This window comes from Halomonas sp. PAMB 3232, assembly GCF_031954225.1.
GTDB lineage: Bacteria > Pseudomonadota > Gammaproteobacteria > Pseudomonadales > Halomonadaceae > Vreelandella.
Map to the genome: position 1 here is coordinate 2,576,475 of NZ_CP134865.1, position 20,518 is coordinate 2,596,992.

At 64.6% G+C, this 20,518-nt stretch carries 18 protein-coding genes; 4 read left to right on the plus strand and 14 right to left on the minus strand.

Annotated elements, in window-relative coordinates; all coding sequences use genetic code 11:
* Positions 1-21: 21 nt before the first annotated feature.
* From nikR to RN346_RS11845, 5 genes are all read right to left on the minus strand, one after another.
* Positions 22-423, minus strand: coding sequence for a nickel-responsive transcriptional regulator NikR (gene nikR / locus RN346_RS11825; RefSeq protein ID WP_263586623.1), 402 nt, complete (start codon positions 421-423; stop codon positions 22-24).
* Positions 424-433: 10 nt separating this feature from the next.
* Positions 434-1,624, minus strand: a complete 1,191-nt coding sequence (locus tag RN346_RS11830) for an MFS transporter (RefSeq protein ID WP_311961212.1) — start codon at positions 1,622-1,624, stop codon at positions 434-436.
* A gap of 61 nt (positions 1,625-1,685) precedes the next feature.
* The gene (locus RN346_RS11835; protein ID WP_311961213.1) at positions 1,686-2,315 is read right to left on the minus strand and encodes an NlpC/P60 family protein; all 630 of its coding nucleotides are present in this window, start codon (positions 2,313-2,315) and stop codon (positions 1,686-1,688) included.
* An 86-nt stretch (positions 2,316-2,401) separates the two neighbouring features.
* Positions 2,402-4,864 (minus strand): YbeU/YbeR family protein, encoded by a 2,463-nt coding sequence (locus tag RN346_RS11840; protein ID WP_311961214.1) that lies wholly within the window; start codon positions 4,862-4,864, stop codon positions 2,402-2,404.
* A 214-nt stretch (positions 4,865-5,078) separates the two neighbouring features.
* Positions 5,079-5,321: a GlsB/YeaQ/YmgE family stress response membrane protein gene (locus RN346_RS11845; protein WP_263586619.1), complete on the minus strand. Its 243-nt coding sequence runs from the start codon at positions 5,319-5,321 to the stop codon at positions 5,079-5,081.
* A gap of 196 nt (positions 5,322-5,517) precedes the next feature.
* On the opposite strand from RN346_RS11845, the gene RN346_RS11850 reads away from it, so the two are divergent.
* From RN346_RS11850 to RN346_RS11860, 3 genes are all read left to right on the plus strand, one after another.
* A complete protein-coding gene (locus tag RN346_RS11850) occupies positions 5,518-6,390 on the plus strand; it encodes a D-hexose-6-phosphate mutarotase (RefSeq protein ID WP_311958339.1) in 873 nt (290 codons plus the stop codon).
* 86 nt (positions 6,391-6,476) lie between these two features.
* The gene (locus RN346_RS11855) at positions 6,477-7,865 is read left to right on the plus strand and encodes a YcjX family protein (protein WP_263586617.1); all 1,389 of its coding nucleotides are present in this window, start codon (positions 6,477-6,479) and stop codon (positions 7,863-7,865) included.
* Positions 7,862-8,887, plus strand: coding sequence for a TIGR01620 family protein (locus tag RN346_RS11860; protein WP_311961215.1), 1,026 nt, complete (start codon positions 7,862-7,864; stop codon positions 8,885-8,887). The genes RN346_RS11855 and RN346_RS11860 overlap by 4 nt, the downstream gene beginning before the upstream one ends.
* Before the next feature lie 22 nt (positions 8,888-8,909).
* On the opposite strand, the gene RN346_RS11865 is transcribed toward RN346_RS11860, so the two are convergent.
* From RN346_RS11865 to RN346_RS11895, 7 genes are all read right to left on the minus strand, one after another.
* The gene (locus tag RN346_RS11865) at positions 8,910-10,031 is read right to left on the minus strand and encodes an ABC transporter ATP-binding protein (protein WP_311961216.1); all 1,122 of its coding nucleotides are present in this window, start codon (positions 10,029-10,031) and stop codon (positions 8,910-8,912) included.
* 36 nt (positions 10,032-10,067) lie between these two features.
* Positions 10,068-10,946: a carbohydrate ABC transporter permease gene (locus RN346_RS11870; protein ID WP_311958342.1), complete on the minus strand. Its 879-nt coding sequence runs from the start codon at positions 10,944-10,946 to the stop codon at positions 10,068-10,070.
* Positions 10,939-11,853 (minus strand): sugar ABC transporter permease, encoded by a 915-nt coding sequence (locus RN346_RS11875; RefSeq protein WP_311961217.1) that lies wholly within the window; start codon positions 11,851-11,853, stop codon positions 10,939-10,941. The genes RN346_RS11870 and RN346_RS11875 overlap by 8 nt, the downstream gene beginning before the upstream one ends.
* 62 nt (positions 11,854-11,915) lie before the next feature.
* Complete coding sequence (locus tag RN346_RS11880) at positions 11,916-13,130, minus strand: ABC transporter substrate-binding protein (RefSeq protein WP_311962716.1); 1,215 nt, start codon at positions 13,128-13,130, stop codon at positions 11,916-11,918.
* A 265-nt stretch (positions 13,131-13,395) separates the two neighbouring features.
* Positions 13,396-14,865: an ATP-binding protein gene (locus RN346_RS11885; protein WP_311961218.1), complete on the minus strand. Its 1,470-nt coding sequence runs from the start codon at positions 14,863-14,865 to the stop codon at positions 13,396-13,398.
* A complete protein-coding gene (locus RN346_RS11890) occupies positions 14,865-15,587 on the minus strand; it encodes a response regulator (protein WP_311961219.1) in 723 nt (240 codons plus the stop codon). Before RN346_RS11890 ends, RN346_RS11885 begins: the two co-directional genes overlap by 1 nt.
* A gap of 103 nt (positions 15,588-15,690) precedes the next feature.
* Complete coding sequence (locus RN346_RS11895) at positions 15,691-16,488, minus strand: HAD family hydrolase (protein WP_311961220.1); 798 nt, start codon at positions 16,486-16,488, stop codon at positions 15,691-15,693.
* Positions 16,489-16,693: 205 nt separating this feature from the next.
* Between RN346_RS11895 and RN346_RS11900 the strand changes: the two genes are divergently transcribed.
* Positions 16,694-18,634: an exoribonuclease II gene (locus RN346_RS11900; protein ID WP_311961221.1), complete on the plus strand. Its 1,941-nt coding sequence runs from the start codon at positions 16,694-16,696 to the stop codon at positions 18,632-18,634.
* A 76-nt stretch (positions 18,635-18,710) separates the two neighbouring features.
* Here RN346_RS11900 and RN346_RS11905 read toward each other — a convergent pair whose 3' ends face one another.
* Positions 18,711-19,904 (minus strand): PHB depolymerase family esterase, encoded by a 1,194-nt coding sequence (locus RN346_RS11905; protein WP_311961222.1) that lies wholly within the window; start codon positions 19,902-19,904, stop codon positions 18,711-18,713.
* Positions 19,905-19,937: 33 nt separating this feature from the next.
* A complete protein-coding gene (locus tag RN346_RS11910; RefSeq protein ID WP_263586606.1) occupies positions 19,938-20,354 on the minus strand; it encodes a CopG family transcriptional regulator in 417 nt (138 codons plus the stop codon).
* Between the last annotated feature and the right edge of the window lie 164 nt (positions 20,355-20,518).

Here is a 20,518-nt window from a genome sequence, read left to right on the forward strand (position 1 = left end):
CGTCTACTCAAAGCTACTTGCTCAGACTTCCGGAATCAGCACCAGCTGGCCGTGGCGCACGCTGCGCGACGAGGTCACTTCGTCGGAAAACTGCTGCAGCGCCTGGCCGCTGCCTTTCAAGAGCGCCACTTCCAGGCAGCTGTCGGCATTGATATGCACGTGAAGCGTCGAGAGCGTCAGATCATGATGGTCGTGGGAGTGGCGCGTCAGGCGCTTGGAAAGCTCGCGAGCGCCGTGATCATAGACATAGACGAGCGCGCCCATATAGGTCGCCTCCGGCGTCGCCTCGGCCTTGAGCCGGTTGAGCCCGCTTCGCGCTAGATCGCGAATCGCCTCGGAGCGGTTCTGGTAGCCCCGTGCATGCATGAGCGCATCCACGTCCCTGACCAGGTCGTCGTCCAGAGTGAGCGTTACTCGCTGCATACAGGTCTCTCTATCGCTGGTTTTCGCGCCGCTCGAACCGGTAAAGGCCAAGCGCAATGAAAAAGGTAACGCCCAGCAGCAGCCAGGAGCCAACCGCCACGCCCGACCACTGCGCCCAGCGCCAAAACGGCTCGAGCCAGAACCCGCCGACGCTCGCCCCCAGGTAGTAAAACACCAGATAGAGCGCCGAGGCGCTGCCGCGCGCGCCCTGAGCGTAGCGCCCTACCCAGCCCGAGGCCAGCGAGTGGCAAAGAAAAAAGCCAAAGGCGTTGATCAATAGCCCCAGCATCACTAGCCACAGCGGCGATAAGAGCGTCACTCCGGTGCCCAGCATCAAAATGAGAATACCCGCGCCCATGCAACGTGCCGGCGAAAAGCGCTGCGCCAGCCGCCCCGATACCGTCGAGCCGAAGGTGCCGCCGAGATAGGTCAGAAAGATCAGCCCCAGGGCGCCGGCGGCGAGCTGATAAGGTGGCGCCGCCAAGCGAAAGGTGATGTAGCTGTACTGGTTGATGAATATAAGAAAGTTGAGCCCTCCCAGCACGTAGGCGGCCAGCAGCACCGGCGTGCGAAGATGGCCGGCCAAATCCCGCAGCGCCTGGCGAAGCTCGAAGGGCTTGGGCACGAATGCCTTGCTATTGGGTAACAGCCGCCAAAAAAGCAGACAGCCCAGTAGCGTCATCGTCCCGACCGTCAAAAACGCCGCGGCCTCGCCGCCAAGCGTCGCGGCGAAGCCGCCGACCACGCGCCCGCTGATGCCGCCCAGGGAGTTGGCGCCAATATAGAGCCCCACGGCGCTCAAAAGCGCCGGCTTGTCGAACTCGTCACCCATCCAGGCGATGGCCACCGCCGGCAGCCCGCCGAGCACGAAGCCTTGAACGAGCCTTAATAGCAGTAGCGTCTCGAAATTGGGCGCCACGGCCAGCAGCAGCGACAGCGCGCCGGCGGCTACCAGCGTCACGCGCATGATCGTCTCGCGGCCGATCGCGTCCGACAGCGGCCCAAAAATCAAGAGCGCAAACGCCAACGACAGAGTCGCGGCGGACATCAGAAGGCTTACGCCGAGGGTGGAGACCTCAAACGTCGTCTTGAGCGCCGGCAGCAGCGGCTGGGGCACGTAAAGATTGATGAAGACGAGAAAGGAGCCCAGGCAGAGCGCCGCCGTGGCGCGCCACCAGGCACGGGTTTTAGCCTCGATCATCGCACGTCCATCGACGAAAACGCCCGGCCGCTGGCCACCGCTTCATCCATCCCCGTAAGAATTAGAAACCGCCCAGGCTTGCCAGGTGCGTGGGCTCCAGCGCGCGACGCGACTGCCAGTAGTAGCGCTGCCAGTAGCTGTTTTGCATGCTCGAAATGATCACGCCCTGGGAGGAGGAGGCGTGCATGAAGTAGCCGTCGCCCATGTAGATGCCGACATGGTTGTAGGGGCCGGGGGGTCGGAAGAAGACCAGATCGCCCGCCTGAAGCTCCTGGCGGTCGATCAAGCGTCCCTCGTGGACCTGATCGGTGGTGGATCTTGGCAGATCCCGGTTGAACGCATCGCGGTAAATGTTTCGAACGAAGCCGGAGCAGTCCACCCCGCGCTGGGTGGTGCCGCCGATCCGGTAAGGGGTGCCGGACCATCGCTCGTGCTGGGCGAGCAGCGCGTTCTTGATCATCATTGGTGGCGGGGTCTGGACACTGCTTAGCGAGTTCAGGGGGTTGTCGACGGGCGACATTTGCGCGTTCTGGCCATTTTTAAGCCCGGGAAGCGACATGGCAAAGTAGTCGTCCGGGGGCTCTACACCGTGGCGGGATTGGGAACCGGCACACCCTGCTAACAAGGAAAAAATTACACAAGCGCCCACTACACGGGCAGCTGTCACAGACCAGTGTGGCAACGAAACCATGCAAACAACCCCTTGAATTAATGACCCGAAACCAAGCTTTTTTCTAGCCAAGGACTATAAGCCAATTACAGGCCCTTTGGCGAGCCTCAATGTAATATCCGCTGGTCCCCCGGGAGCGTATCGATATGCAGCGGCGCAAAGTGGCGCGGGCGGGTGCCGGGAAAATCCAGGCTGGTCCAGGGGCCGGCAAGAATCGGCGCGCCGCTGAGCCAGGCGACCATGGCTTGGCGAAAGCCCGCCAGAAACTCCTCGCGCTCCGGGGTTTCGCCCATGAAAAAGGAGAAGCCAGCGTACATGCCCGCCGCGTACTCCTGCCAGCCCGCGTAGTGGGTATCGGCGAGCTGATAGGCGCGGTCCAGCGTGCGGTTGAAGGCGTTTTGGTCGAGCCACCCAAGCTGGCGCCCGGCGATCGCCAGATCCATGAGCTGGGCGATGTCCCAGGCGGCCATGTCGACATCGTTGCAGCCGTCCTCGTTGTCACGCACCCGGCGAAGGCGCAGAAGGTGGTGGCGCTCCTCCTCCACGCACTCGCCGGACTCCAGAATGGCGATCTCGCTTTCGAGCCGCTCCGGGTTCAGGGTATAGGGCGCGTAGTTGATCTGGTACTCCTGACGATCACCGGACTCGAGCATGAAGCCGAGAAAATCCTGCATGTCGGCAGCGCTCGACAGGTGGTAGTGGGTATCGACCCACTCGCGAATCGAGGCCTTTTCGCGCTCACTCTCGATCTGAGGCTCGCTCCAGACGGCGCTATTGAGCGGGCCGACCAGCGCCATGGCGGTGAAGTGGGTAAGGCTTGGCCGCTCGCCGGGCTCGCGCCAGCTACCCGGGTGCCAGTCCAGCCAGTAGAAAAGACTGCCCGGGTCGTCCAGATGCCAGGCGATCTCGCCGATCAGCGAGTCGTGCTCGGGCTCCGGCAAACACCCTTCCCAGGCGAACCAGGCTTCCAGCAGGTGTTTGGGCGAGGGATAAAAGCGGCACAGGCAGCTCTTGAGAGCGTCGGCGTACTCGGTCAGCGCCTTGCTTTCGAACAGGTGGCTATCAAAGGCCATGTAAAGATAGAAAGCGAACTTCTCGGCCATGTGAATGGTCGCGGCATGGCGGCTGACGCCCTTGAGGCTTTGAAGCTGGCGGGCGTCGTCGACGCTCGGGCGGCCAAAGAGGGTTTGCGCCGGCGGCATGACGCCGTGCACGGCGTCGGCGGCGAGCTGGTTCAGGTGGTGCGCCTGGGCGGGCAGCCAGTAGCGCTCAAGCGCCCCGGCGCCCTCGTCGGCGTGCAGCGACAGCGCGTCCTGCAAATAGAGTGCGGCATCAGCGCGACGCTTCTCGCCCATGAAGGCACCCGGGTCGACCTGGCGCAGCAGCGCGTCGGGTTCGCGCACGCTCGCCAGCGCCAGCAGCCAGTGGTGGCCGCTGGCGCGAAAGCCCTTAATGCGCGTGCGCGAGGCGCTTTGGGTGGCACTATCCAGCAGCGCGTTGGGGGCGATGTCCCAGGGGCTGCAGGCCGCCTTCAGCAGCAGCGTAGCATGGGCCCCCGGGGTCATGTCGCGCCGATCGATGCCCTCGAACAGGCTCTGACCACGCCGATAAGCGGCCAGTAGCGCCGGCCAATCGCCATAGCGCTGGCCAATCAAATCGGCGCTGTGGGCGGCGATGTCGTCCGCCTCGGCCTGGCTCAACAGCCCGCTACAGGCCCCGGCCCAGGCGAGTTCGACGATGCGCAGCCAGTCCCAGCCAGCCCAGTCGAAGGGCTCGTTCTGGCTGACAAACTGCACCAGCACCGGCGCATAGGCGGAGTCGTCGTCGGCGCCGCGCTGCCACTCCAGGCGCTGTGCCTGGTCCATTTCGAGTAGCTCCCGGGCTTCGATATCCCAGCGCTGGCGATCGCCCTGGGCGCTGAGCCAGAGCACCACACCCAACAGTTGGTCGCGATCGTCGACCTGCCATACCCGCGAGAGCCACTGGCGCGCCTCGGGCCAGTCGCCGGGGGTGGCCGGGTAGCACATCACCGGATGAAACAGCGCGCCGAGCCGCCAGGGCCGAGTGCCCGGCGCCTGAGGCCAGAGTGCATTCGGGGCCGGCGCCTTTACAAGCGCCTGCTCGAACGCTTCCCAGCTGACCGTGTCCGCCTCTTTTTCGCGTTGGGTCAGCGTTTGGCAGGCGTCCAGAAAACGCTCGTGGGCGCGCCTGGAGGCACGCTCGCCAAACGCCAGGCGCAAATCGCGAAGCCAGCTGCGCAGGTCGTGATACTCGCCGCCGATCCGGCGCATGACGTGGTGCGCCCAGGTACAGGCCTGCGCTTGGGTCAGCCAGCCGGCGGCGCCAGCCAGCGCGCTGTACTCGAGTGCGCCCAGCAGATGGTATGCCGGGGCGCTCGTTGCCCCCAGCCCGTGCAAAAACGTCTCCACCAGCTCGCCGCGGTGGGAAATACCCAGTGCCTTGAGCCGTTTTTCGGCTTGTACGCTATCCAGCGCTAGAGGATGCGCGGTAGGCACCCCGTCGCACAGCAAAAGCTGTTGGGCCCACCAGGCGGTTAATGCATCGGACAAAAGACACCTCGAAAACGACACTCGGCAACGCGCCGGCACAAAGCGCCCTAGTGTAACGGAAACTGCAGTCCAGGCCGATAGCGCGCTTGAGGGTTTACACAAAAACACCGCCCCGGAGCAGGCTCCGGGGCGGTGTTTTTAAACGCTTGGAAACGTCTCGCCGGTTGGAACGGGCGCCGCTTTAGCGGCCCCCTTTATCCGGCCTTGCTCAGGCTTACGCCTTGCGTACCTTGCTGATGACCCACAAGAGCACGACAGCGCCTACGGTCGCGGTGACCAGCGAGCCGATGAAGCCACCGGCGGAAAGTCCCAGCAGGCTGAACAAAAAGCCGCCGATCACCGCCCCTATGATCCCCACGCCAATGTTCGCGATGATGCCAAAGCCGCCACCGCGCATGATGTTGCCGGCGATCCAGCCAGCCAGACCACCAATGATAAGCCACGCTAAAAAGCCCATAATACCTCCCTGGTTTTTCGATATAGGCGCCGGTTTTACCTACCGGGCGCGCTTGTCCTAACATAGCACACAGTCACCGCGATGCGCCTGGTTTATGTGCAAGGCGGCTTAGGCCGTGTGAAGGCTTGAGACCGCCTGGCGTATCGGCCCACTACCCGCTCTGCACCACCACTATTCATTCTCCAGAGGAACGCCCATGATCCCCGATTCGCTGCAAACGCTCGTCGACGACGTCGACGGTCAGTCCAACGCCCGGTGGCAAGACCGCGAGGTCGTCGTCTTCAACATGGCGTGGGGGGAGATGGTCGTGAGCCTGCAAGGCGCCCAAGTGCTGCACTTCAAACCCAAAGGCGATAGCGCCGCCTGGCTTTGGGTCACACCGACGCCTGCAGCGCTTCCCGACACCATTCGCGGCGGCATTCCGCTGTGCTGGCCCTGGTTCGCCGATGAACGCTACGCCGACGAGTCACCCGAGCGCGACGGTCCTTTCCACGGTCTGGCCCGCCAAGCGCCGTGGCGCCTCGACGCGGTGGACGAGCACGCCGAAGGCATCGAGGTGCATCTCTCCCCTAATGATCGCCTGCACAGCCTGCTCACCGCGCGGGTCGTCATTCAGGCCAACGCCCAGCGTCTAAACGTCGAGCTGATCAGCGAGAACATCGGCGAGACGCCGGTGAAGATGAGCGGCGCGCTGCATACATATCTCGGCGTGGCGCACACCCACCAGTGCCGCTTGGAAGGCCTGGCCGGGGCGCGCTACCTGGACAAGCTCAAGGACTTCGCCGAGGCCGAGCAGCAGGGCGTGCTCGCCGTACACGGCCCGGTCGATCGCATTTATCACACCAACGAAGCGGTTGCGCTGAGTGACGGTGAGCGCACCCTGCGCGTAGCGAAGCAGTCGAGCGACTCCACCGTCGTGTGGCACCCGGGCGATGCCCTGCCCGCGGACACGCCGCAGGAGGCCGGCTTTCGCTTTGTCTGCGTGGAAGCTGCCAACACCCGCCTCGACCCGGTGTGGCTGGTGCCCGGCGCGCAGCACCTGTTAGGCACGACACTGAGTCTGGACTAACCCTCGCCGTTAATCGCCGGTTAATCAGCGCTTTGCTAAGCTTGAAAGCATCACCTGTCGATCGTTCACCGCAAGGAACCACTCGCATGCCCCAGCCGTTAAGTCGGGAGCTCAACAACCTGTTGGAGCGCGGCCGTGACCGCCAGCTAAGACTTGCCGTCACGGGGCTCTCTCAGGCCGGCAAAACGGCGTTTTTGACCTCGCTGGTCAACCAGCTTCGTCACGCGGGTCTCGAGGCGAAACTCGATCTGCTGCCCGCCGCCCGCGAAGGGCGACTTTTAGGCGCCAAGCGGCTCAACCAGCCAGACCTGGGCGTGCCGCGCTTTCCTTATGACCCTGGCATGGCCGCGCTCGACGACACGCCGCCGCGCTGGCCGGCGCCGACCCGAGGTATCAGCGAACTGCGCCTGGAGCTTCGCTTCAAGCCGGCGCAAAACGGCTGGTTCACGCCGGAGACCGCTAAGCTGACGCTGGATCTGTTCGACTATCCCGGTGAGTGGCTTCTGGATCTGCCGCTTCTGCAGCACGATTTCTACAGCTGGTGTCAGGCCCAGGCGCAGCACCAGGGCCCGCACCGCCGGGCGCTATTCAATGAGTGGTACGCCTCGATAGAGGCGCTCGACCCGGCCAAACCGGTCGACGAAACCACGCTTGCCAGCATCTCCAAGCAGTACGCCGACGGGCTCAAGCGCGCCAAGCAGGCAGGCTTTTCGGATCTCCAGCCGGGCCGCTTTCTGCTGCCCGGCGAGCTCGAGGACGCACCGGTATTACAGTTTTTCCCGCTGCCGGATTTGACTCAGCCCCAGGAGACCCTGGACACGCTGCCCGATGAAAGCCTCTACGCCACGCTCAAGGCGCGCTTTCGCTACTACCAGCAGCAGGTGGTACGCCCCTTCTACCGCGACCATTTTCGCCGTTTTGACCGCCAGATCGTGCTGGTCGACGTGCTGGGCGCGCTCAACGCCGGGCCCGAGCGCTTCGAGGATTTATCGAACGCCCTTGGCCAGCTGATGCAGAGCTTCAACTACGGCAAGCGCAGCCTGCTCACGCGGATGTTCGCCCCGAAAATCGACCGGCTCGCGATCGCCGCGACCAAGGCGGACCACGTCACGCCCGATCAGCACGCAAACGTAGTCACGCTTCTCGAGAGCCTTCTGGCCGAGCCGCTGAAGGATCTGCGCTACGCCAACGTGCCGGTCAAGGCGTTTTCACTGGCCGCCATTCGCGCGACCCAATCCCGTGAAGTGCAGGAGAACGGCAAGCGCACCCCGGCGCTTAGAGGCACGACCCTCGAGGGTGAGGACGTGCTGCTCTACCCGGGTGACGTGCCGAGCCGGCTGCCCACCGCCGAGTTCTGGCAGCGCCAGGGCTTCGACTACCCGAGCTTTCGCCCGATGAGCCGCAACACCGATGCGCTCGATCACATCCGCATGGACGCCGCCCTCGACTGGCTGATTGGAGACAAGCTGCAATGACCACCCCCAACCCGCGCCGCCAGTTCAGCCTCGACGACACGCCGCTGGATGATGAGCCGCTGCGCACCCACGAGCGCTTCGACCCGCTGCGCGAGGACCACCCGTTGACCGAGCCCGAGGCCCGCGCCCTGCCCGAGGCTAACCTCGGCGCGCCACGCAAGCGCCGCTGGGGGCTGATGTTCGCGCTGATCGGTGCAGGCGGGCTGGGGGCCGCCGAGTTCGCCACCGGCATTCCCGACGCCATCGAGGGCTCGGCCTGGCTAAGCGTGGCCTGGCAAGCGTTTGGTTTGGGGCTGATCACGCTGGGCGGCGCGTCGCTGGTCAAGGAGCTTGGCCGGCTCAAGCGCCTCAAGCGTCACGATCGGCTGCGCGAGGAGCTGGCCACGCTCCCCCACTGCTCTTTCGAGCAGTCGAAGGCGCTTGCCGAGAAGCTGAAAGTCCAGCTCAAGCTCAGTGACGACGACCCGCACTGGCAGGCATTCACGCGCGCCTGCCAGCCGCACCACAGCGGCGCGGAGGTACAAACACTGCTTTGCTATCACCTGCTCGCCCCCCGGGATCGCCGCGCGCAGCAGCTGATCACGCGCATGTCCGGTGAGACGGCGCTGATGGTGGCGATCAGCCCGCTGACGCTGGTGGACATGGCGCTAGTCGCCTGGCGAAGCCTCGCCATGGTCGACCGGCTCTGCCGGCTTTACGGGCTGGAGCTTGGCTACGCCAGTCGCCTGCGCCTGTTTCGCAACGTCCTGCACAACATGGCCTTCGCCGGCGCCACCGAGCTTGCTTCTGATGTCAGCATGGACATGCTCTCGCTCGACTTGACTGCCAGGCTTTCGACTCGCGCGGGCCAGGGCTTGGCCACCGGGCTCTTGAGCGCACGCTTGGGCCTTCGCGCCCAGCGCCTGTGCCGGCCGCTGGCATTCACGCCCGAAGAGCAGCCCAAACTCTCCGATCTGCGCCAGTCGCTTTGGCGCCAGCTCAAACGGGCCGACAAGGAGCCCGCCCCGCGCGCTGACCGCTGACCGCTTGGCAAGGACGACCGCGTCAGGCGATACGCTGTTCGCTATCGGCATCGAACATGACCGCCCGGCTCATGTCGACTCGAAGCGCCAGCCGATCCCCCGGGGCAACCTTACACTTGGGGCCGACTCGGGCGGTGACTTCCTCTTCGCCCAGCGGCAGGCGCAGCAGAATGTCCGCCCCGGTCGGCTCGACCACGCTGACCGTCGCCGCCATTGGCGTGCCCTCTGCCTGGGCGCCGAGGCGCGCGTCCTCCTCGCTGAAATGCTCCGGGCGCAGGCCAAGAATCACCGTTTTACCGATCCGCTCGGCAAGCGCTTCGGTTGTCCGCGCCGCGGGCCAGGGGAGCGTCAGGCGCTCCTCGCTCGGGGTCTCGATACGCAGTTGAATTCCGCCGTTTTGTTGCTCGAGCGTGGCGCGAATGAAGTTCATCGAGGGCGAGCCCATAAAGCCCGCCACGAACATGTCCACCGGGTCGTTATAGACCTCGTCGGGCGAGCCCAGCTGCAGAATGTGCCCGTCACGCATCACCGCGATCTTGTCCGCCAGCGTCATCGCCTCGACCTGGTCGTGGGTGACGTAAACGATGGTGGTGCCCAGGCGCTGGTGGAGCTTCTTGATCTCGGTGCGCATATCCACGCGCAGCTTGGCGTCCAGGTTCGACAGCGGCTCATCGAACAGATACACCTTGGGCTCGCGCGCCAGCGCCCGGCCCATCGCCACCCGCTGGCGCTGCCCGCCGGAGAGTTGGGCGGGCTTGCGCTCGAGTAAATGCGAGATCTGCAAAAGCTCCGCTACCCGCTCCACCGCCTCGAAGCGCTCGGCCTTCGGCACCTTGCGCATCTCGAGACCGAAGCTGATGTTCTGGCGCACCGTCATGCTCGGGTAGAGCGCGTAGGACTGGAACACCATGGCGATATCCCGCTCGGCGGGGGTGCGCCCGGTCACGTCCTCGCCGTCGATGCGGATGTGCCCGCTGGTCACCGGCTCGAGCCCGGCAATGGCGTTCATGAGCGTCGACTTGCCACAGCCGGACGGCCCCACCAGTATCAGAAACTGTCCCGACTCGATGGAAAGGCTCACGTCCTTGAGCACCCGCTCGCGGCCGAACTCCTTGCGTACCTGGTCGATTTCAAGCGCTGCCATAAATACGTTCCCGTGATTATTGTTGAAGATTGGCCGTTAGCCCTTGACCGAACCGGCGGTCAATCCGCGCACGAAGTACTTGCCCGCCAACACGTAAACCACCAGCGTCGGCAGTGCAGCAATCATCGCCGCCGCCATATTGACGTTGTACTCGGTAACCCCGGTCGAGGTGTTCACCAGGTTGTTGAGCGCGACCGTCACCGGCTGGGTGTCGTGGCCCGAAAACGCCACGCCGAACAGAAAGTCGTTCCAGATCTGGGTGAACTGCCAGATGATCGACACCACGATGATCGGCGCCGACACCGGCAGCAGAATGCGCCAGAAGATGCGAAAGAACCCGGCGCCATCGAGCTTCGCCGCCGACACCAGCTCATCGGGAATGCCGACGTAGAAGTTGCGGAAAAAAAGCGTCGTGAAGGCGATGCCGAACACCACGTGCACCAGCACCAGCCCCGCCCGGGAGCTTGAAAGCCCCAGCCAGCCAAGCGTCTGCGCCATGGGAAGCAGCACCACCTGAAACGGAATGAAGCAGCCAAAGAGCATCAGGGCGAACACGACCTCCGCGCCCTTGAAGCGCCACTTGGTCAAGGCGTAGCCGTTGAGCGCGCCGAGTGTGGTCGAGATCAGCACCGCCGGAATCACGATGGCAAATGAGTTCCAGAAGTAGCCCCCCACCCCCTCGCAGCGCATGCCGGTACACGCCTCACCCCAGGCTTTGGTCCAGGGGGCGAGCGTTGGGTTTTGCGGAAGCGCCAAAAGCGAGCCGGCGGTGATTTCGTCCAGCGGCTTGATTGAAGTGATCAGCATGATCAGAAGCGGCAGCGCGTAGAAAAGTGCGGCCAGAATCAAAACGGCGTAAAGCGCGCTGCGCGAAAGGCGCGCGCCAACGGTTTGGCGACGAATGGCATCACCCATGGCGGCGGCTCCTCAGTTCCGAATAGAGATAGGGAATCAGAATCGCCAGCACCCCGCCCAGCATCAGCATGGCGCTGGCGGAGCCCAGCCCGATCTGAGCGCGGTTGAAGGCGTGGGTGTACATGAAGGTTGCGGGCAGGTCGGTCGCGTAGCCCGGCCCACCGCCGGTCAACGCCACCACCAGATCGAAGCTCTTGATCGCGATATGGGCCAGAATCATCACCGCGCTGAACACCACCGGGCGCAGACACGGCATCACCACCCGCCAGTAAATGCGCGGAAGGCTCGCCCCGTCGAGCTGGGCGGCCTTGACGATGCTGTCGTCGATGCCTCGAAGCCCGGCCAGAAACAGCGCCATCACGAAGCCCGAGGCCTGCCATACCGCGGCGATCACCAGCGTATAGATCGCCATGTTCGGATCGACGATCCAATCAAAGCGAAACGACTCGAAGCCCCAGCCCTGCACCATTGCCTCGATGCCGAGCTGCGGGTTCAAAAGCCACTTCCACACCACCCCGGTGACGATGAACGATAGCGCCATCGGGTAGAGATAGACGGTGCGCAGCGCTCCCTCCTGACGGATTTTCTGGTCGAGCAAAATGGCCAGCAAGGCACCAATCACCAGGCACACCACCACGAACAGCGCGCCGAAAATCATCAGGTTGGTGGAGGCGACCCACCAGCGGTCGTTGGCCATCAGCCGCGCGTACTGCCCGAAGCCGACGAAGTCGTAGCTTGGCAGCATGCGCGAGCTGGTCAGCGACAGCACGAACGTCCAGAGCATGAAGCCGTAGACGAAGAACAGAATCACGGCCGCCGAAGGCGCCAGCACCAGCCGCGGCAGCCACGCCTGCAGTCGGCCGGACGCCGTCGGCCGCCGGGCCTTCGGTGATATCGAGTGTGTCATGGGGAAATCTCGCCGGTCAGCAAGGCGCGCCGCCGGGCGGCGGCGCGAAGATCAAAGAACGTTTAGAACGAGGCCATCTGAGCGGCGCTCACCAGGCGCTCGGCAGCCTGATCGGCGGGCATGTTGGCGTCATTGAAGTAGTTGGTCACCACATCGAAGATCGCGCCCTGCACATCGGCACGCACGGCCATGCCGTGGGACATGCTGGGCACCAGGCCACCGGTTTCGGCGGTGCGCTGGAAATCCGCCAGCGATTGCTCGGCGCAGCTGTCGAACTCGCTCATGTCGAGATCCGGGCGGGCGGGAATCGAGCCCTTGGCCAGGTTGAAGGCTTCCTGGAAGGTGGGTTCGAGTACCAGCCGCGCCAGCGCCTGCTGGGCCTCGCGTTCGCCGTCGTCGCTGACGCGGAACATGGCGAGGCTATCGATGTTGAACGAGAAAGCGTCTTCACTGCCAGGCGCTGCGGCGCACAGGTAGTCTTCGCCAGCAGTAAGCCCGGCGGCGGTGAACTCGCCCTTGGCCCAGTCGCCCATCAGCTGAAAGCCGGCCTCGCCCTCGATCACCATATTGGTCGCAATGTTCCAGTCACGCCCGGGCATACCCTCGTCCATCAGCTCGCGCAGGCGTTTGAAGGTCTCCAGCGCCTCGATCATTTGCTCGCTTCCCAGCGCCTCGGGGTCGAGCTCGACCAGCGACTGGCGGTAGAAATCCACCCCCTGGCTTCCCAGCACCACGCTCTCAAAAATCGTGGCGTCCTGCCAGGCCTGGCCGCCGTGGGCAAGCGGGATAAAGCCCGCTTCGCGAATCGCCTCGCCAGCGGAGAACAGCTCGTCGAGCGTCGTGGGCATTTCGACCCCGGCGGCGTCCAGCACGTCCGGGTTGGCCCACAGCCAGTTGACCCGGTGAACGTTGGCCGGCACTGCCACGTAATGACCGTCGAAGCGCATGATATTGGCGACCACCTCGGGCAGCAGCGCGTCCCAGTTCTCCTCGGCGGCGACGTCGTCGAGATCGCCCAGAAGTCCGAGCTCGCCCCATTCCTGAATTTCCGGCCCCTTGATCTGGGCCGCCGACGGCGGGTTGCCAGACATGGCGCGGGATTTCAGTACGGTCATTGCGGTTTCACCGCCACCACCGGCCACGGCGAAATCTTCCCAGCCGTAGCCTTCGGCCTCGAGAAGCTCCTTGAGCACGTTGGCCGCGCGGGCCTCGCCGCCGGAGGTCCACCAGTGGAGGACTTCGACATCGCTTGCCTGGGCCGAGGTGGTGGCGGCCATCGAAAGCGCAAGGCCGAGGGCGGATTGGCGCCAAGTCGGTAGAGGCAAAGCAGGTAGACGCAAAGTACGTAGAGGCAGAGTAGGTAGACGCAGCGTGGACATGGTGGCTCCTGGCGTTGTTATTGTCGGCGCCTGAGGCGGCGCGGATCGACTGTTATAAGACGTTCGACATCGAGGGCCAAATTCGAGCGTGCCCTTTACGTGAGGGTACGCCGCCAGACAGGCAAACGGGAGTCTCGCTTTCCTACAAAGTGTTGGCGCTTTATTACAAGCCGGTAACATTGGCCTGACGGGCAAGCGTGAGCGTGGCGACGAGCCCGCCGGCGGGATGATTGGCAAGCGTGATATCACCGCCATGGGCGCGCGCGATGTGCCGGGCGATGCCGAGCCCCAGGCCGCTGCCGCCGGTGTGGCGGCTACGTGAGGCTTCCAGGCGCACGAACGGCGAAAAGACCCGGTCGAGCTGTGAATCCTCGATGCCGGGGCCGGCATCGCGAATGCGCAGCGTCACGCGCTCCGGGGCGTCGATGATCTCTACCCGGGCGTGCCGGCCGTAGAACACCGCGTTTTCCAGAAGATTCGAGAGACAACGCTTGATCGCCAGCGGCTTGACCACCAAAGGCGCGGCCTGACCGGTGATCTCGACATCGCCGCCCTGCAGGCGAAGCTCCAAGGCGTGATGAAGCGCCAGCGCTTTGATATCCGTGGCCGCGGGCTCCTCGTGCAGGTCGAGCCCCTTGACGGAGGCCAGCGCCCCCTTGACCAGTTCGGAAAGCTCGTCGAGCGAGGCACAAAAGCGCTCGCGCTGGCGGGGGTCGTCGAGCATTTCGGCGCGAAGGCGCATCCGGGTAATCGGGGTTTTCAAATCGTGGGAGATCGCCGAAAAGAGCCGCTCGCGCTCCTCGACCTGCTCGCGTATGCGCCGCTGCATACGGTTGAACGCCGCCGCCGTCGCGGCGACTTCTCTCGGGCCGCTCTCCTTGAGCGGCGGGCTATCCAGGTCGTCGCCGAGCTGCCGCGCGGCGCGCGCGAGTCGCGCCAGGGGCCGGGTGGCGCTTTTGATGCTTAAAAGTGAGAGCCCCAGTACGCTGATCAACACCAGCACCCCCACCAGCAGGCGCTCCTCGGAAAGCCAGGCACGGGCGCTGAAAATATCCGGCACGCCGAGCAGCGTGGCGACATAGAGCCACATGTTGGGCGCAAGCTCGAGCTGCACCACCAGAATCGGCGGCGACAGCGGCTCCATCAAGAGGCTGTGCTGGCCCCAGCGCGGCGGCAGATCATGCAGCAGCACCTCGTTATTGAAAAGGCGCAGCGTATCCGGGCGCGAGAACTCGACGACGACATCCTCGATGGCGAGCTCGCGGGTCAAAATGGTGTGGACGTTGTCCACCACCAGCGCCTTTTCCGGGCCGTCGCCGATATCGACCACCGGGATGCGCCGCTCGTTGACGCTGACGAAAAAGCGCGTGCCGCCCATGTTGCGCAGCTGGTCGAGCACGATATGGCGATAGTCCACCGGCAGCGAGCGAAAGTACTTCATGGTCGCGGCGATGCTTTGCGCCATATTGTTCGATAGCTCATCGAGCTGTTCGAGCTGGCTGGCGCGTACCTGAGCGCTCCAAAGCGCGTAGCTGCCCGCTTGGGCCGCTAGTACCCCAATGATCATGATGATCACGAAGCGCCCGCGAAGCGTGGCCGGAAGCAGGCGTTGAAGAAGTCGTTTCAGCGTCATCACCCGACGGCATCGACCCGGGCGGTGAGCACGTAGCCCGCCCCGCGCACGGTACGAATCAGCTGGGAGTGCTGGGCATCCTCGCCCAGGCGCTGGCGCAGCCGGCAGACGTGAACGTCGATGGAGCGATCCAGCGGCGGCGCATCGCGCCCTCGGGTGAGCGTGTAAAGATCGTCGCGGGTGATCACCGTCGCCGGGCGCTCGAGAAACACCTGTAGAAGCTGAAAGTCGGCGCCGGAGAGCGCAACCTGGGCGCCGCGCTCGTCGGTCAGCTCGCGGGTGGTGCGATCAAGCTGCCAGGCGCCAAAGCGCACCACCCGGGCGTCTTTGACGCTGGCCGGCGCCGGGGCGTGGGCGCGACGCAGCACCGCCTTGATGCGCGCCAAAAGCTCGCGCGGGTTGAACGGCTTGGCGACGTAGTCGTCGGCGCCGAGCTCGAGCCCCAGAATGCGGTCGGTATCGTCGCTACTGGCGGTGAGCATGATGATCGGCAGATCCCCCTGGCGGCGCAGGCGGCGGCAAATGGCGAAGCCGTCGTCGCCGGGCATCATCACGTCCAGGATCAAAAGGTTCGGCGTGCTCGTCGCAAGCGTTTTGAGCAGCGAATCGGCCCCGTCGGCGGTCTCTACCCGGAAACCGTGGCGGCCCAGATAATCCGCCAGCAGCTCGCGGATCTCCGGGTCATCGTCGACGACCATGATGCAGTCACTCGAGGTGGTCATGATAAGCGGGTTCCGGCTCATTATCGTTGGGCCACGATAATGGTGGAGAGCCCGGCCCGCTACAAGCGCCTATCGACCAAGGTGGTAGACGCCCTGCCCTGCCTTAAAGCCCGAAACGCTCGCGCAGAAGCTCGGCCACCCCCGCCTCGTGGTGGTGGCCGATCTGGCGCCCGCGCCCCAGCCGCCCGGCCATCTCCGGGTGGGCGTTGGCCATGTAATGCGCCTCGCCGGCGAACGCGAGCATCTCCACGTCGTTCAGATTGTCACCAAAGGCGAGGCACTCATCGGCGCGCAGGTTCAGGCGCTCGAGCAGTGCGGCAAGCGCCACGCCCTTGTTCACCCCACCGGCCATGATCTCGAGCGAATTCGGCGTCGAGTAGGTGACGTGCAAGTCATCCCCGCCGATCTGGCGAACGCTTGCCTCGATGCGAGCGAGCTCCAATGGGTCGCCGCCGTACAGCACCTTGCCGATGCCGTTGACCGGCATCTCGCTTGCCGGAACCACCTGATAGACGAAGCCGGTCGCGGCGTGCATCGCCAAATGCCCCGGCGACTCGGAATCGATATACCAGGCGTCGTCCAGATAAAGGCTCAAGCGCACGTTGGCCGGGCGCTCGAGTTCGATCAGCGCCCGCGCCTTTTCCGGGTCGACGTGGTGGGCCGCGAGCAGGGTGTCGTCCGGGGCGTGGGTGTAGGCGCCGTTGCTGCTGATCAGATGCATCGGTACGCCCAGCTCGTCGCGAAACACCTTCATGTCGCGGTAGTGGCGCCCGGAGGCGAGCGTGAGCTGGTGGCCCTGCTCGGTGAGCGCGCGCAGCACCTCGATGGTGCTTTCGTGCAGCACGTGATCACTTCCCAAAAGCGTTCCATCCAGGTCGGAAACAATCAGCCGGGGGGTCATGGTGGCTCCTTGGTCGAGGGCGTTAACGAGGGGCTTGGTCAGGTTTTTCACGCGCTTCAAACGGCTGGCAAGCTTAACCGATTATCAGAGCCGCAGGTAAGTCATTGACCTTGCGAGCCGGAGGCGATATCGACTCGCCGAGCAATTGGCGCGGTGGGCGGGAATCCGTATAGTGGCAGCCTACTCTCGCCAACTGATTGAACTCATGCTGCAAAATAATTCCGTGCTGGCTCAGCTCAAGCAACAGATTCGTGACACCACGCCGCGCGCCGAAGGCGTGATCAAGGGCACCGAGAAAGGCTTCGGCTTTCTCGAAACCGATGCCGGCGACTCCTATTTCGTGCCGCCCCCCGCCATGAAAAAGGTGATTCACGGCGACCGGGTCGAGGCAGTGATTCACGAAAACGGCGACAAGAAGTCCGTCGATCCGGAGAAGCTGATCGAAGCCGGCCTCGACCGTTTCGTCGCTCGCGTGCAAAAGCGCGAGGACCGCCTGGCCGTGGTGCCGGATCACCCGTCGATTCGCAACGTCATCAAGTCGCGCATCAAGCGCAGCCTGGACGAATCGAGCATCGGTGACGGCGACTGGGTCGTGGCGCGCCTCGTTCGCCATCCGTTAAAGGCGGACGATCGCGGCTTCTTTGCCCAGATCGACGAGCTGGTGGCCAAGGCGGACAACCCGGCGGTGCCCTGGCGGGTGACCCTGGCTCGCCACGCGCTCGAGCAGGCAAGCCCGGAGGCCGGCAGCGACTGGCCGCTGCGCGAGGAAGGCCTTGAGCGTGAAGACCTGACCGCGGAGCCCTTCTTCACCATCGACGGTGAAAAGACCAAAGACATGGACGATGCGCTGCGCATCACCACCCGCGACGACGGCGGCTGGGATCTCTCGGTCGCCATCGCCGACCCGACCGCTTATGTGGACGAAGAGCACGCCGCAGATCTGGAAGCGCGGGTGCGCGCCTTCACCGTCTACCTGCCGGGCCAGAACGTGACCATGCTGCCCGAGCAGTTGGCCGACGACCTCTGCTCGCTGTGGGAGGGCAAGACCCGCCCGGCGCTGGCCTGCACGCTGACCGTCAACGCCGACGGAAGCCTGGGCGACTACCGCTTCTTCGCCGCCAACGTGCAGTCCCACGCCAAGCTTGCTTATGACCGCGTTTCCGATTGGATCGACGGTGAAGGCGACTGGGCCCCGGCGGATGACATCGGCGAGCAGCTCAAGGCGCTCCAGGCGCTGACCGAGGCGCGCACCGCCTGGCGCAACGAGCACGCGCTGGTGTTCAAGGATCGCCCGGACTACGTGTTCGAGCTCGATGAAGCGGGCAACGTGTTGGCGATCAACACCGAAGAGCGCCGCATTGCCAACCGCATGATCGAAGAGTCGATGATCGCCGCCAACGCCTGCTGCGCGGATTATCTGGCCGCTAACATCGGCCACGGCATCTTCAACGTGCACCGCGCGTTCGAACCGGAAAAAGCCGAAGCCGCCCAGGAGTTTCTCGCCGGTCAGGAGATCGAAGTGGCCCTCGAGGCGCTCACCGAGCTCGACCACTACAAGGAGCTCAAGCGCGCGCTCGAATCCCGCGACGACGCTTGGCTCGACGCCCGCCTGCGCCGTTTCCAGGGTTTCACCAGCATGTCCGCCCAGCCGGGCCCGCACTTCGGTTTGGGGCTGGCCGCCTACGCTACCTGGACCTCGCCGATTCGTAAGTACGGCGACATGGTCAACCACCGCTTGATCAAGCGCGTGTTGAAAGGCGAGCAGGCCCCGGCCGAAGCGAGCCAGGCACTGACCGAGCAGCTCACCGAGCGCCGCCGGCTGAATCGCATGGCCGAGCGTGACGTGAAAGACTGGCTCTACGTGCGCTTTTTGACGTCGGCGGCCCAGAACCAGGACGTTTTTGAGGCCGAGATCATGGCGATCAACCGCGGCGGCATGCGCGTGCGCCTGCTGGCCAACGGCGCTACCGCCTTCGTGCCCGCGCCCTTGATGCACGCTGACCGCGACAAGGTCGTGATCGACGACAAGGAAGGCCGCATCCAGATCGAAAGCGAGGAGCGCTACAAGCTCGGCGACGCCCTGCGCGTACAGCTCGTCGAGGCGCGTGAAGAAACCCGCTCGCTGGTGGCCAAGCCTGCCGCCTAAACGGTGTTGAAACGCGAAAACGGCGGCGCCTTGAGGCGCCGCCGTTTTTTTATGTCCTGAAACTCGCCGCGGCGGGTCAGGTCGTCGCGTGGCGAGACGGCTTCGACGCCGCTCGATCGTTTTGAGCGTAATGAGGCTGGGCAAAGAAAAAGCGCAGCATTTCGCGGCTCGCCTCTACTCCCCTGGGGTCGGTATAGCTTCCCGACGCGCTGCCCCCGGCCCAGGCGTGGCCGGCGCCGTGCAGCGTCCACTGCTCCAGCCTGGCAACCCCTTGACCGTCGCGATGTACCCGGCGCGTATAGCGCTGGCCGGCGCCGGACGCCCCCTGCTCGGTGGTGGCGCCGAGTCGGCTAGCGGCGTACTGCGCCGCCACGCGCTCGGCGTTTTTTGGATGCACGGTGGTGTCGCGGTCGCCGTGGAAAACGATGGCCGGCACGCGGCACTCCTGCCCCTTCGTGACGGCGGTGGCGCCCTGCCCGCCCTGCATTGCGGCCAGCGCGTCCGGAAGGCTTTTGGCAACGCCGTGGGGCAGCCCCGAGTGCACGCCAACGGCAGCGTAAAGCTCCGGATACGTCATGGCCAGGGTAGTCGCCATGGCCGCGCCTGCGGACAGCCCGGCCACGAACACCCGCGAGGCATCGAGATGATAGGCGTCCAAAACCTGGCGCGTCATGCCCGCCAGAAGCTCGGGCTCGCCGCCGTCGCGCGCCTGGTCCTGGGCCTTGAACCAGTTCCAGCACTTCGAGGTATTGGCGCTTGCCGGCTGGGCCGGGTAGAGCACGCAAAACGTCTGCTCTTCGGCCAGCCGGTTCATGGCGGTGCCGGCGGCGAAATCGTCCGGGTTTTGGGTGCAGCCGTGCAGCATGACCACCAGCGCCAGCGGCTGTCCCCGATAGCCGCTCGGCGTGTAGAGCTTGTAGTCGCGTGCGCCGATACGGTTGGCAAAGCGCCCGGCGGTGAAGGCGCCGGGAGTGGCCGGCGCCAGGCGCTCGGGCGCAGCGTCAGCACTCGTCGCGCCGCCTTTCATACCGGCCCACTGCTGGCGCCAATCAAACGCGTGGGGCTGGCGCGGTGCTTCGAACGGCTCGAAGATGCGCGCCTTCACCTCGCAGGTGCTATCAAACACGTTACCGGTTTCGGTCGACGCGGGCTCGGGGTCATCTGCGCCAGGCGCGCCCCCTTGCAGCACCCGCATCGCCTCAGTGAGCTTTCCGGCGCGGGTAAGCCGCGTCGCTTCTTGCATTCGCTGGGTACGGGTTACGTCGATCATGATCGATACCTCATGGACACATCAATGAATACGTCAGTGGATGCGGCCTGACAGCGCCGCCTTGACCGCTTTGCTGGCATGCAGGGCGCCGAGCACCACGACGGAGTCGATCGTCGCGGCGGCGAGCTCCGGGGTGACATCGTCGGCGATCGTCGCCATGCCGAGTACCTGGATCTGCAGGGTTTCACCCGCCGCCTGCAGCGCTTCCAGATCCGCCCGGCTGTAGTGCGTAAGCCCCAGCACGAAGGCCTTACGCGACACGGTTTGCTTGACCACCTCGGCGTGGCTCGCCAGCTGGTTACGGATCGCCGTGCGGATCAGGTCGGTGCGGTTGGCGTAGAAGCCTTCCTGAACCAGCAGATCGATCTGCCCCAAATCGACCACGCCCAGGTTGATGGTGATTTTTTCGCTGGTGTCGCCGGTCTTGCGGCGCAGCTCGTGAACGCTCATGAAAACTCCTTTCTACATTAAAGATGGCCTATGGAATCTACATACCATCCATATGGATGTTATATTAGACTCGCTTGAGCAATAAGCAAGATCTTTCGATGTAAAGGCGGTAATGAAACGTGCTCGATGCGGCAAGCGATGCCGCTGTCGCATAACTGACTTGT